The 12695-nt window shown below is 62.9% G+C and carries 9 protein-coding genes; 4 read left to right on the top strand and 5 right to left on the bottom strand.

Features of this window, described 5'->3' with window-relative positions; all coding sequences use genetic code 11:
* Window positions 1-16: 16 nt before the first annotated feature.
* The 3 genes from DXK21_RS12470 to DXK21_RS12460 are packed head-to-tail and all read left to right on the top strand — an operon-like array spanning window position 17 to window position 3073.
* Entirely contained in the window at window positions 17-721 is a 705-nt protein-coding gene (locus DXK21_RS12470; RefSeq protein ID WP_114818108.1) for a DUF1499 domain-containing protein, read from the top strand.
* Window positions 722-773: 52 nt separating this feature from the next.
* A complete protein-coding gene (locus DXK21_RS12465; protein ID WP_114818107.1) occupies window positions 774-1925 on the top strand; it encodes a YjgN family protein in 1152 nt (383 codons plus the stop codon).
* Window positions 1926-1927: 2 nt separating this feature from the next.
* Window positions 1928-3073, top strand: a complete 1146-nt coding sequence (locus tag DXK21_RS12460) for a M48 family metallopeptidase (protein ID WP_114818106.1) — start codon at window positions 1928-1930, stop codon at window positions 3071-3073.
* Here the strand turns inward: DXK21_RS12460 and DXK21_RS12455 are convergent.
* Window positions 2981-3901, bottom strand: coding sequence for an MBL fold metallo-hydrolase (locus DXK21_RS12455; RefSeq protein ID WP_114818105.1), 921 nt, complete (start codon window positions 3899-3901; stop codon window positions 2981-2983). The genes DXK21_RS12460 and DXK21_RS12455 overlap by 93 nt on opposite strands.
* Window positions 3902-4012: 111 nt before the next feature.
* Entirely contained in the window at window positions 4013-4414 is a 402-nt protein-coding gene (locus DXK21_RS12450) for a protein tyrosine phosphatase family protein (RefSeq protein WP_162790666.1), read from the bottom strand.
* Window positions 4415-4683: 269 nt separating this feature from the next.
* Between DXK21_RS12450 and DXK21_RS12445 the strand changes: the two genes are divergently transcribed.
* The gene (locus DXK21_RS12445; RefSeq protein ID WP_162790665.1) at window positions 4684-7617 is read left to right on the top strand and encodes a TonB-dependent receptor; all 2934 of its coding nucleotides are present in this window, start codon (window positions 4684-4686) and stop codon (window positions 7615-7617) included.
* Window positions 7618-8297: 680 nt separating this feature from the next.
* Here DXK21_RS12445 and metH read toward each other — a convergent pair.
* Genes metH through DXK21_RS12430 form a run of 3 tightly spaced genes read right to left on the bottom strand, consistent with a single transcriptional unit; the run spans window position 8298 to window position 12566 of the window.
* On the bottom strand, window positions 8298-10964 hold the full coding sequence (gene metH / locus DXK21_RS12440; RefSeq protein WP_114818102.1) for a methionine synthase: 2667 nt from the start codon (window positions 10962-10964) through the stop codon (window positions 8298-8300).
* Entirely contained in the window at window positions 10964-11461 is a 498-nt protein-coding gene (locus DXK21_RS16565; protein WP_162790664.1) for a hypothetical protein, read from the bottom strand. Before DXK21_RS16565 ends, metH begins: the two co-directional genes overlap by 1 nt.
* 22 nt (window positions 11462-11483) lie before the next feature.
* Window positions 11484-12566 carry a homocysteine S-methyltransferase family protein gene (locus DXK21_RS12430; protein WP_114818100.1) on the bottom strand — a complete coding sequence of 361 codons (1083 nt, stop codon included), beginning with the start codon at window positions 12564-12566 and terminating at the stop codon, window positions 11484-11486.
* Between the last annotated feature and the right edge of the window lie 129 nt (window positions 12567-12695).

Here is a 12695-nt window from a genome sequence, read left to right as displayed (position 1 = left end):
CTTTCAGGAGGGCCGCATGGCTGAACCATCCCAGGCGCGAACGGTCGAAATCCGTTTGCGCTGGCTGACGCTGGCGGCGTTTGCGGCGCCGATTCTGGTGCTGATCGCCGTCTTCGGCACCCGGTTTGGTCTGTGGGGCGCCGAGTTCGGCCTGGGCGTTCTTACGCTGAAGATCGGCCGCATCCTGGCCTTCGCAGGCCTGGCGGCGGCGCTGGTCGCGGTCATCATCGCGCTGAAGGACATGCGGCGGGGGGGGCTTTATGCGGCGGTGTCGCTGGTCGTGGCGGGGGCGACCGTGGCTTTGTTTCTGGTTCAGGAGCGACGCTTTGCGGTTCCGGCCGACAACGACGTGACCAGCGACGTCGCCGAGGCGCCGGCCTTCTCGCGGGCTGTTCTGGCGATGCGTGGCGGCCAGGGCGTCGCAGGGAGCGGCGGCGCATCCGTCGCCTGTCCCGGTCTGGTTTCAGTTCCCCGTCAGGTTGCGCCGGAAACGGCGGCGGCGGCGCTGTCCGCAGCGGGCTTCACCGTACGCGGCGCGGCGCCCTTCCGTGCAGACGGGGCCCAGGAAGGCTTTTGGTTCGGCCTCACCTATGACGCCGCCATCCGCATTCGCCCAGGCCGCACCGACGTGCGCGTGGCCCAGCGTGAAGGCGTCAAGGTCGGCGACGAGGCCTGCCGCCTGGCGCGCACGGTCGTTATGGGGCTGACGCCGCAATCCTGAGATTGCATTGTTCGTCCGCGCTCCGGTAAGATCAGGAAAACCGGGGGGTTAGATGACAGACGCAACGCTGGATGGCGGGCCGATCAATGACGGTCTGGGGCCGCTGCATGGGGTCTATCCCCAGGATTTCGAGGCGGGGGAGGTCCTGCGCTTCCAGTCGACCTTGCAGCCGAAGCGCTTCCTGGGTCTGAGCCTGCGCAACGGTCTGCTGAACATCGTCACCCTGACCCTCTACCGCTTCTGGGGAAAGACCGAGGTGCGGCGCCGGGTCTGGCAGGGCGTGCGGCTGAACGGCGACGCCTTTGAATACACCGGGCGAGGCAAGGAGCTGTTCATCGGCTTCCTGCTGGCCCTGGTGGCCCTGGGTCTGCCGATGCTGCTGACGGTGTTCGCGATCCAGTTCGGCGGACCGGCGATGATCGCGGTCCTTTATCCGATCCTCTATTTTGGCCTCTTCTGGCTTTGGGGCTTCGGTCTTTTCACCGCCTTTCGCTACATGGCCAGCCGTACGACCTGGCGCGGGGTGCGTTTTCGACTGGGCGGCTCGGCGCGAAGCTACGGCTTCAAATACCTTGGCGCTCTGTTCCTCAGCGGGCTGACGATGGGCTGGTTCTGGCCCGTGGCGCAGCGCGGGCTGGCGGAAAAACTGTGGGACGAGCTTCGCTTTGGCGACCGCCGTATCCGTTTCCGCATGGCGCGGGCGGAAAAGGTCAGCGTCTACGGCTGGTATGCCCTGGGTTGGGTCGGCACCTTGGTCGGCTATCTGGTCTTCGTTATCGGGATGGTCGGCCTTTTCGCCGCCCTTGGCATGATGGACGCGCCGGAAGGGCAGCCGCCCGGCCTGGGCTTCACCCTGGGGATCTATGGAATGATGCTGGTCCTGGCGCCGCTCTTCCTGCTGATCTGGTCGCCCTTCCACGCCGCCATGTTGCGTTCGATCAGCGCAGGCGTGACGCTGGACGGTGCTGGCTTCCATCTGGACGTCAAGGCGATGCCGCTGTGGTGGCTGACGGTGTCGAACATGGCGGCTCTGCTGCTGTCGCTCGGCTTTCTGACCCCCTGGGTGCAGGCGCGCACGGCCCATTTCATGGTGTCGCGGCTGACCTCGGCGGGCCTGGCGCATCTGGATCTGGCGCGGCAGGCGGGCAGGGGGCCGGGGTCGGGTGAAGGCCTGGCCGACGCCTTCGGCTTCTCGGCCATCTGACCATGAAGGGGCGGTTCCACGACGGGCTGAGCGCCCGCCCCTCGACGGTCGAGGTCGCGTGGATCGACGACGGCCTGCGCTTCGCCGCAGAGGGCGGCCAGGCTCGGTTCTGGCCGCAAGTCGGGCTGAAGGTGGTGCGCGAAGGCGATCAGGCCCGGCTGTCGCATCCGTCCGATCCTGACGCGCGTCTGGTGCTGACCGAGGCCGACTGGCTCGCCCTGGGCGGATCGGCGGCGGTCGCCGTGGAGAAGCGCGGTCGGGTCAGAGAGTTTCGTCTGGTGGCGGGTTTGGCGGCGGCCGGCCTGTCGGTCACGGCCTTTGTCTTCTGGGGCGTGCCGGTCTTCGCCGGGCCGCTGGCGCGAGCGACCCCCATCCAGATGGAAAAGGACATGGGCCGCAGCTTCGACGCCCAGATGGGCGCCATGTTCCGTCGCTGCGAGGGCGAGGCGGGGCAGGGCGTGCTGGACGAATTGGGCACGCGGCTGTCGATGCAGTCCGACACGTCGTTCGACGTGCGCGTGCGCGCGGTTCAGGCCCCCTTCGTCAATGCCTTCGCCCTGCCGGGCGGGTCCGTCCTTGTCACGGACGACCTGATCCGGGAGGCCGAGACGCCGGACGAACTGGCTGCGGTCGTGGCCCACGAAGTCGCCCATATCGAGAAGCGCCACGTCATGCAGGCGGTCTGGCGCAGCCTGGGCGTCGGCCTCTTGCTGGACGCCGTGGTCGGCGGCGGCACGGGAGCAGGGCAGCAGGCGGTGCTTTTGGCCGGGCAGGCGACCGACCTGCGCTATGGCCGCGAGGCGGAGCTGGAGGCGGATGAGCGAGGCCAGGCGCTGCTGACCGCCGCAGGGATGTCGTCGCAGGGCATGGCGCCCTTCTTCGCGCGGATGCACGGCGAGGGCGAGGACAAGCGACTGGCGACCGCCGCCGAATTCGTCTCGACCCACCCGGACTCCGCCCGGCGGGCCCAACGGGCGCGGGCCTACGAAAAGGCTGGCGCTCCGGCCCTGACGCCCTCCGAGTGGGCCGCGGTCCGCGCCAGCTGCGGCGCGGGGTCAAAGGATGCGGTAACGCGCCTCAAGGACCGGCTGCGGCGTCGCGGCGACAAGACCCCTGTCGACCAGGGCGATCAGGTGGGCCAGGACTGACAGGCTGGCCGCCGGCCACAGGCGCGGATCGACGGCGGCGTAGAGGGCCGGGACCATCTCGGCGATGGTCTCGTCGCCCGCCGCCAGACGCGCCATGATCTGGGCCTCGCGCTCCAGCCGGTGGTGGCGATAAGCCTTCAGGAAGGGCGCGACCTGGGTGATGGCCGGGCCGTGCGTCGGCCACAGGGTCGAGAAGCCGCGCGCCAGCACCCGGTCCAGACTGTCCATATAGGCGGTCATGTCGCCGTCAGGCGGGGCGACGACCGTGGTGGACCAGCCCATAACGTGGTCGCCGCTGAACAGGGCGTTCTCCTCGCGCAGGGCGAAAGCCATGTGGTTCGACGCATGGCCCGGCGTGGCCATGGCTTCCAGCGTCCAGCCGTCGCCCTCGGTCCTGTCGCCGTCGCTCAGGATGACGTCGGCTTTGAAGTCGGCGTCGTCATCCTCGTCCATCGCGGCCTGGTCCATCTGATCCGAGGCGTGGACCGTCGGCCCGTGCGGCTTCGCCGCCAGGATGGGGGCGCCGCCGACCGCCTCGGCCAGGGCGCGCGACAGCGGCGCGTGGTCGCGGTGGGTGTGCGTCACCAGGATATGGCTGACCGTCCGCCCCTTCAGCGCCCGCAGCAGGGCGTGCAGATGCGCCTCGTCCTCGGGGCCGGGATCAATAACCGCCACGCGGGCGCCCGGCATGTCGCGCCCGACGATGTAGGTCCCGGTGCCTGTAAAGGTGAAAGGCCCCGGATTGTCGGCGATGACCCGCTGGATCAGCGGCGAAACCTGATCGCGACGGCCATAGGTGAAGTCGAACTGGCGGACATAGGGGATCACGGGCGAACGTCCTCGGCGAGCGGCAGCGGTCGGACCGGCCCCGACCTAGCTTTCAACGCTTGTAACGCATCAGACGCCGTCGCCGTGATCCGAACTGCGGCTTTTCTGGTTTTAGAGCGGCAGGCGGCTGAGGTCGTAGCCGGCGGCCAGAGCCTGCGCGCGCAGATCATCAGCGTCCGCGCCGCGAAGACGTTCCGCCATGGCCCAGGCGGCGGTCGAACGCATCCCGGACCGACAGAACATCAGAATCCGTTCGCCCGGCTCAAGGCTGTCCATGGCTTCCAGAGTAAGGACCGCAGCCTCGTGGCTGGGGATGCCGGCCACAGGGATTTCGAGGTACCGCATGCCCGCGTCCGCAGCCATCGCCACTATGTTCTCCGACGACGGCTGGCCGAGCTCCTCGCCGGGCGTCCGGTGATTCACCAGGACCTTCACATTGGCCTCGGCGGCGGCGCTCAAGTCGTCGTGGGTGATCTGGCCGGCGACAAATGTGGCATGATTGAGGGATTTCATAATTCTATATCCAAAATATGTCAGCAATTGCAGCAGTTTAGCTATAACTGTGGCGATCATGCGACAATACGAAGCCGAAAATGTTGTTACTAAGTAATTTCAGTGCGATCTGGCGATGACGTCGCTACGATATCCTAGTCGTGAGCATGGGGGCTTTCGATAGCTGTGGCTGTTAACCCGCATTGGCGAAGCTCCAGCATGGTTCGCAGCTACTAGGAGGATTGATTTTGAACATTAGGACTATTCGCCAGCGCTTATTGCAGTCGACGATGATCGGCGGCACCGCGCTCATGGCGCTCACGGCTGTTTCAGCCACCATGCTCGCAGCGCCCTCGGCAGCGGTTGCGCAGGACTACACCAGCGGCGTGCTCACCGGGAACGTCACTGATGGTTCTGGCGCTCCGATAGCGGGTGCAGCGGTTTCCGCTACCTCCGCGCAAGGCACCGTGCGAACGGCGACGACTGACGCCAACGGCTCGTTCCGGATGCCCGCCCTTGCGATCGGCAACTACGAGATCACTATCAGTCAGTCTGGCTATGATACGTCGACGCAGCGCGCGACGGTTGCGCCCGGTGGCGCGTCCTATGCCTTTACTCTGCGCGCGGCTGGTTCTTCGGATGCTACCGAATTGTCCGACGTGGTTGTTACCGCTCGTCGCGTTCAAGACTTCAATGCTACAGACACTGGCTTGACCGTCAGCGTTCAAGACCTCGCTGAGCGCGTGCCGGTTGGGCGCAGCATCAACGCAGTGACTCTGTTCACACCGGGCGCGAGCGCTCCAGACGCTTCGATTGGCGCTAGTTCGCGTCGTAATCAGGGCTTGGTGTCCCTGTCGGGCACCTCGGCCGCTGAAAGCGTTTACTATATCAACGGCTTGAACGTCACCGACCAGCGCAGCTTCCTGGGTTACGGCGAAGTACCGTTCGAGTTCATCCAGACGATTGAAACCAAGACGGGTGGCTATCAGGCTGAATTCGGTCGCGGCACGGGCGGCGTGGTTAACATCGTGACCCGTTCGGGTACCAATGAGTTCACGGGTGGTTTAAGCGTTTTCTATACGCCCGATAAACTTCGTGCTTCGCGTGGCACGTCGTACACTCAAGGCGGCAACAATTCTGCTGGTACAGAGGTCTACAACCAGTACTCGTACAGCGAAGTTGCCGACTACACGGCCTTCCTGGGCGGTCCGATCATTAAAGACCATCTCTTCTTCTTCGGTACGTACAACGTACGTGATGTGAAGTCTGAGGGTGCCTATTCACGCGCTTTCGCCTATAATCAGGCCACGGGAGCTATCACGCCAGGCGCTAACTATAGCCAGGCCATATCGTCGTATGATGACCCTCGTTGGGGCCTGAAGCTCGACTTCGTCATCAACCCGAACCATCGTATCGAAGCGACGTTCCTGAACGATGAATCAACGACGGAAAGCCAGACTCGTACCTATAGCGCGACGACTGGTGCAGGACTGACGGGCATTACTGATCCTCTTTATTCGGATGCTGGCGAAGACATTCGTGAAACCTATCGTGTTGATGCAGATTTCTACTTCAATCTGTTTGGGGATCATCACGTTCGTGTCGGCTATGACCGTGAAGATCTGACGAGCAGCGCAGAGAGCGCTTATTCGGGCGGAGCGCTTTATAATGTTCTGACTGCTGCTCAGTGCGCCGGGATTGCGGCGGCGGGGCAAGGCTGCCTCAACATTGTGACCTTCGCCAATAATGGTGTTTTCACCGCAGAACAGTCCGCTTTCTACATTCAGGACTCGTGGGACATCACGGATAACTTCAGCGTTCAGTTGGGTGTCCGTAATGATCAGTACACCTATAACAATGTCGATGGGGAAGCTTACATCGACCTGAAGGATCAATGGGCTCCTCGCCTTGGTTTCAACTGGGATCCCTTCGGCAATAAAGTGGACCGGGTTTATGGTTCAATAGGCGATTATTATCTCCCCATCGCTACTAATACCTCCATCCGCGCGTCTTCCGGCGAAATCTATACCGACGCCTATTACACCGGGCCGACACGTGATGGTTCCGGCAACGTCGTCCTCGATGCAAATGGCTATCCGACATATGGGTCGCTGCTCCAACTGGATTACCTGAGCCCTCCTGGTGCACCGGATCCGCGAGCGGTCACCGAAGCTGACCTGAAGCCTATGTATGAGCGCGAGTTCATCCTGGGATATGAGCACAGCTTCATCGATGGTCGGTTTGCTGACTGGTCGGTTGGGGTGCGTGGTATCTATCGGAATCTCGAAAGCGCGATTGAAGACACCGCTATCGGGGATGCGATCGTTCGCTACTGCGTTCGGACCAACACCGCCTGCGGTCAATCGGGACCGGGTGACGCCGACTTCGCTTCTCTGTTCCCCTACGTCTTGTTCAACCCGGGTGATGGCGCAACTGTCTTCATCGATCTGGAAGGCGATACGCGTACGGATGCAGCAGGCGTCGCTAACCCAGCCTATAATCCGCAGACGATCAATCTGACCGCAGAAGACTTGGGCTTTGATGAGGTTGAGCGCACTTACAAGGCGCTTGAGTTCACCTTCCGCCGTGAGTTTGATGGTGTTTGGGGCCTGGCGGGTTCTTATACTCTTGCTCAATCCAAGGGGAACTATGAAGGCGCTGTGAAGTCTGACATCGGTCAAACTGATACCTCTCTGACCCAAGACTACGACCACGTCGCCAATCAGCTTGGCTCGTATGGCTATCTGCCAAATCACCATGCCCATACTTTCAAGGCGTATGGTAACTGGATGCCTGCTGATGGTTTCAACATCGGTGCTAGCTTCACGGCTCAATCCGGTCGCAAATATGGCTGCATTGGACGTGTGCCGCTCTCGGTCGACCCGCTCGCTCCTCAAGTGGGAACTCCGTCGGGTTGGTACTGCCCGTTTGGTGAGAATAACGCTTCAATCCAAACGCCGCGCGGTTCGCAGGGTGAAACTGACTGGACCTATCAGGTTGATCTGAACATCGCCTACACCGTGATGGATTCGCCTTCTGGCAAGCTCACGGCCTCTGTTGACGTGTTCAACCTGTTCGATGGCGACACGGCCACCCGTGTTGTCGAGCAGGGTCTGATCCGTACTTCGGGGAACGTAATGACTGCGCGCTCGCCCTATTACGGGATGGCGCGTTCCTATCAAGCGCCGCGGAGCATCCGCTTTGGTCTCCGTTACGCCTTCTAAAGTCTAGAAGGTTATTGAGTTGGGGCGGCAGATCTTTCGATCTGCCGCCCTTTCTTTTGCGGATGCTGTGAATGATGTCGCCCGGCCCTTAACGTGTCCAGTATGACTTGGGCCGGAGCATCCGTCGTGAACTTGGCCTTGGATCAGCTTGAGTGCGATCCGTAGACTGTTAGCACCGACCAGGGCGTGGATATTAGTCGTCAGGCTGCCGTGCGAACGACCCATGCAACCGGATCGGTCTTCTTTTTGGCGTTGGCGGTTTGCTGATGCACGCGGATGGACGACGGGCGAACACCTAGATTTCGCCGCCATGAGCTATTGAAACGGCAGCCAGAAGTCGATGATACGTTCGCGATTGAAGTGATTTACGAACGTCGTGCGGCCCATAGTAATCCGGGATGTCCGCCCACGGCGCGCCGGTCATTTCCAGATGATGCAGTTCGCACCCTGCGCGGCTTGTTCGGAAGCAAGGGCTGGGTCAGGCTGCTCGAAATCCGTCAGATCAAATCTGCGCCGTCCTCAACTTATCGCTCAAAAGCAAGGATAGTGAATCACTCAAGTTCGATCTGGAAAACTAGACTATAAATCTGTGGCCTAATGTTTCGCAGGTCTAAATGCCCTGAAACGGTTTGCGGCTCGAGATGAATTTGTGGTTGCCGCCCTATTGTTCGTGGCCTTTGTCAGGCCGCCGTGTCGCGCTTGATGGCACCCGGATCATAGTTCAGGATAGGAGACAGCCAGCGTTCCGCGGTCTCGATGTCCCAGCCCTTGCGGCGGGCGTAGTCCTCGATCTGGTCGCGGTCGATCTTGCCGACGCCGAAATAATGGCTGCCGGGGTGGCCGAAGTAGAGGCCGCTGACGGACGCCGGGGGCGTCATGGCGTAGCTTTCGGTCAGGGCCATGCCGGCATTGTTTCCGGCGTCCAGCAGGCGGAACAGGGTGGCTTTTTCCGTGTGGTCGGGCTGGGCCGGATAGCCGGGGGCGGGGCGGATGCCCTGGTACTTCTCTTCGATCAAGTCCTGCGTGGTCGTGGCTTCGTCTGAGGCATAGCCCCAAAGCTCGGTCCGCACCTTCTTGTGCAGGGCCTCGGCGAAGGCTTCGGCCAGGCGGTCGGCCAGGGCCGTGGCCATGATCGAGGAATAGTCGTCGCCGGCGTCCTTGAACGTCTTGGCGATTTCCAGCTCGCCGTGACCCGCCGTGACGGCGAAGGCGCCGACATAATCCTGGCCTTCTTCCGCGATGAAGTCCGACAGGGCCAGGTTGGGCTTGCCGTTCGACTTCTTGATTTGCTGGCGCAGGGTGTGGAAGCGGGCGATCTCTTCGGCCCGGCTCTCGTCGGCATAGACGGCGATGTCGTCGCCCACGGCCTGAGCGGGCCAGAAACCGACGACGCCTTTCGCCGTGAACCACTTCTCGTCGATGATCCGCTTCAGCATGGCCTGCGCGTCCTTGAACAGATCCTGCGCCGCCTCGCCGACGATCTCGTCTTCGAGGATCAGCGGATAGCGGCCGATCAACTCCCAGCTGGCGAAGAAGGGCGTCCAGTCGATGTGGTCGGCCAGATCGGCCAGGTCCCAGGCGTCAAACGCCCGCACGCCGATAAACGACGGCTTGCCGGGCATGGGCGCGGTCGGATCGACGTTGAAGCGGTTGTCGCGCGCCTGCTGGAGCGTGGCGCGGGCCTTCACCTCCTGGCCGCGCGCATACTGTTCGCGGATGCGGATGTATTCGTCGCGCGTCGCGGCCTCGTTCTTGGCCTTTTCGGTAGGCGACAGCAGGCCCGAGACCACGCCGACGGCGCGGCTGGCGTCGATGACATAGGTGGTCGAACCCTTGCGATAGCCGGGCTCGATCTTCACCGCCGTATGGGTGCGGCTGGTGGTGGCCCCGCCGATCAGCAGGGGGATGTCAAAGCCGCGGCGCTCCATCTCTCGCGCGACGAAGACCATCTCGTCCAGCGACGGGGTGATCAGGCCGCTGAGGCCGACGATGTCGACCTTGTGCTCGATGGCGGCGTCGAGGATGCGGTCAGCGGGGACCATGACGCCTAGGTCGATGACCTCGTAGTTGTTACACTGAAGCACGACGCCGACGATGTTCTTGCCGATGTCGTGGACGTCGCCCTTGACCGTGGCCATCAGGATGCGGCCCGCCTGCTCGCGCGGCTTGCCGGCCTTTTCCGCCTCCATGAAGGGTTCCAGCCAGGCCACGGCCTGCTTCATCACGCGGGCCGACTTGACCACCTGGGGCAGGAACATCTTGCCCGAGCCGAACAGGTCGCCGACCACGTTCATCCCGTCCATCAGCGGACCTTCGATGACGTGCAGGGGGCGCTCGACCGACAGGCGGGCCTCCTCGGTGTCGGCCTCGATGAACTCGGTGATGCCGTGGACCAGGGCGTGGGCGATGCGGGCTGCGACGGGCTGCTCGCGCCATTTCAGATCGACGACGCGCGCCGCGCCCTTTTCGCCCTTGTAACGGGGCGCCATATCCACCAGCCGCTCGGTGTTGGATACATTGGTCCGCTGCGGCCGATTGAGGATCACGTCCTCGACCGCCTCACGCAGTTCGGCGTCGATGTCGTCATAGACCGGCAGGTCGCCAGCGTTGACGATGCCCATGTCCATGCCGGCGTTGATGGCGTGGTAGAGGAAGACGCTGTGGATGGCCCGGCGCACCGGCTCGTTGCCGCGGAAGCTGAACGAGACGTTCGACACCCCGCCCGAGATCCGGGCGTAGGGCAGGGTGGCCTTGATGACCTTGACCGCCTCGATGAAGTCGACGGCGTAGTTGTCATGTTCCTCGATCCCCGTCGCCACGGCGAAGATGTTGGGGTCGAAGATGATGTCCTCGGGCGGGAAACCGACCTCGTTGACCAGGATGTTATAGGCGCGGGTGCAGATTTCGATCTTGCGCGCGGCGGTGTCGGCCTGACCCACCTCGTCGAAGGCCATGACCACGACGGCGGCGCCGTAGCGCAGGCATTTGACCGCGTGCTCGCGGAAGGCGGCCTCGCCTTCCTTCATCGAGATCGAGTTGACGATCGGCTTGCCCTGAACGCACTTCAGGCCCGCCTCGATGACCTCCCACTTGGAGCTGTCGATCATCACCGGCACACGGGCGATGTCGGGCTCGGCGGCGATCAGGTTGAGGAAGGTGCGCATGGCGACGGCGCCGTCCAGCAGCCCCTCGTCCATGTTGATGTCGATGATCTGGGCGCCGGCCTCGACCTGCTGGCGCGCGACGTCGAGGGCGGCGGCGTAGTCGCCGTCCACCACCAGTTTGCGGAATTTGGCGGAGCCGGTGACGTTGGTCCGCTCGCCGACGTTGATGAAGACAGGACGCATCAGTTTCTTTTCGGCGATTTCAATCGCAGCTTGAGGCCAAAGAAGCTGGGCTCGATCGTTACTCGGTCCCACACAGCGTCGATGAATGAGGGGGGGCGTTGTAGCTTTGGCGGCACGTGCCTCAATGCTCGAACTTCAAGGAGAACCTCTGAGAGCCGCTTGAAGGAAAGTTCCATGTCGGCTTCCGTCTTCCCGATAGGGAGGTACAGAAATTCATCGCCTGGTTTGAAATCAATCAGTTGGCTGCGCGCGACCATTAGTCCGGGAAGCTTTCCGCTTAGTTCCCACCATGCTTGGGTGAAGGTCGATCTAAGTTCATCACTGATGCGCGTTAGGCAGTCTTCGTCCGGCGCAAAAAATGCAGCGTCATTTCCGAATCTTTTACCGAATTCCCTAAGCCTGTTTGTTGCTTTTTTGGTAATTTCAGTTTGCTCTCGAGAGTAATCCTCGAAGAGGTAATAGACGAAGCAGCCCTGCCCTGGCTCGACGTTTGCCAAGTATGTCTGTGATACCCACATTTCAGGCCACCAGCTCGAAGGGTTCCAGCCCCGACAGGCGCATAGCCACCGGGCGTTCAGGGATTTGGCGCGGCTTCAGCGGGGCGACTTCTTCGGCGACGTGCCTGATGTGGTCGGGGGTGGTGCCGCAGCAGCCGCCGACAATGTTGACCAGGCCCGAGGCGGCCCATTCCTCGATGAAGTGGGCGGTTTCGTGCGGCTGTTCATCGTACTGGCCCATGGCGTTGGGCAGACCCGCGTTGGGATAGGCGGCGACCAGGGTGTCGGCGACGCGGCTCAGTTCGGCGATGAAGGGGCGCATCAGGTCGGCGCCGAGGGCGCAGTTGAAGCCCACCGCAAACGGTTTGGCGTGGCGCACGCTGTTCCAGAAGGCTTCGGCGGTCTGGCCGCTCAGCGTCCGACCCGAACGGTCGGTGATGGTGCCGGAAATCCAGATGGGCAGGGCGGGCAGGCCCTCGTCCTCAAGGTCCTTGATGGCCTTGATACAGGCCTTGCAGTTCAGCGTGTCGGTGATGGTTTCGATCAGATAGAGGTCGACGCCGCCCTCGTTCAGGGCCTTCACCTGATGACGATAGGCCTCATAGACCTGATCGAAGGTCACGCTCCGCGCGCCGGGATCGTTCACGTCCGACGACATGGACAGCATCTTGGTCAGCGGGCCGATGGAGCCGGCGGCGAAGCGCGGCTTGTGCGGCTCCTTGGCGGTCCAGCGGTCGGCGGCGGCGCGGGCCAGCCGGGCGCCTTCCAGATTGATGTCCCAGACGGCCTGGGCGTCCAGGTGGTAGTCGTCCTGGGCCAGCACCGTGCCGGAGAAGGTGTTGGTCTCGCTGATGTCCGCGCCCGCGCCGTAATACTGGTCATGCAGGTCGGAAATGATGTCGGGGCGGGTGATGCAGAGGATGTCGTTGTTCCCCTTCATCTGATGCTTTTCATCATAGCCGTTGGCCGCGACGAAGCGGTCGCCGCGGAAGTCAGCCTCCTCCAGCCCGCGTCGCTGGATCATGACGCCCCAGGACCCGTCGAGGACCAGGACGCGTTCCTTGGCCGCCGCGTGCAGGGCGGCGATACGGTCTTGGCGGGTCATACGCAGACTCTTCCGAAGCCCTCCCCCTCGAGGGGGGAGGGTTGGGTGGGGGTGTAGGCAGGAGCTTTGGCGCTCGCACGCTGGAGACTTAGGTCTTGGGGCGACGCCTCAAGCGTCATGGTCTGAAGG

Source organism: Brevundimonas bullata (genome assembly GCF_003350205.1).
Classification (GTDB): Bacteria; Pseudomonadota; Alphaproteobacteria; order Caulobacterales; family Caulobacteraceae; genus Brevundimonas; species Brevundimonas bullata.
Note: the sequence above shows the minus strand (reverse complement) of the source record. Positions and strands in the feature narration are given on the sequence as shown.

What these genes read in the sequence shown, in the direction of transcription:
- DXK21_RS12470 (WP_114818108.1), top strand. Translation starts at nt 17, where the DNA reads ATGGCTGAACCATCCCAGGCGCGAACGGTCGAAATCCGTTTGCGCTGG.
- DXK21_RS12465 (WP_114818107.1), top strand. Translation starts at nt 774, where the DNA reads ATGACAGACGCAACGCTGGATGGCGGGCCGATCAATGACGGTCTGGGG.
- DXK21_RS12460 (WP_114818106.1), top strand. Translation starts at nt 1,928, where the DNA reads ATGAAGGGGCGGTTCCACGACGGGCTGAGCGCCCGCCCCTCGACGGTC.
- DXK21_RS12450 (WP_162790666.1), bottom strand. Translation starts at nt 4,414, where the DNA reads ATGAAATCCCTCAATCATGCCACATTTGTCGCCGGCCAGATCACCCAC.
- DXK21_RS12445 (WP_162790665.1), top strand. Translation starts at nt 4,684, where the DNA reads ATGATCGGCGGCACCGCGCTCATGGCGCTCACGGCTGTTTCAGCCACC.
- metH (WP_114818102.1), bottom strand. Translation starts at nt 10,964, where the DNA reads ATGCGTCCTGTCTTCATCAACGTCGGCGAGCGGACCAACGTCACCGGC.
- DXK21_RS12430 (WP_114818100.1), bottom strand. Translation starts at nt 12,566, where the DNA reads ATGACCCGCCAAGACCGTATCGCCGCCCTGCACGCGGCGGCCAAGGAA.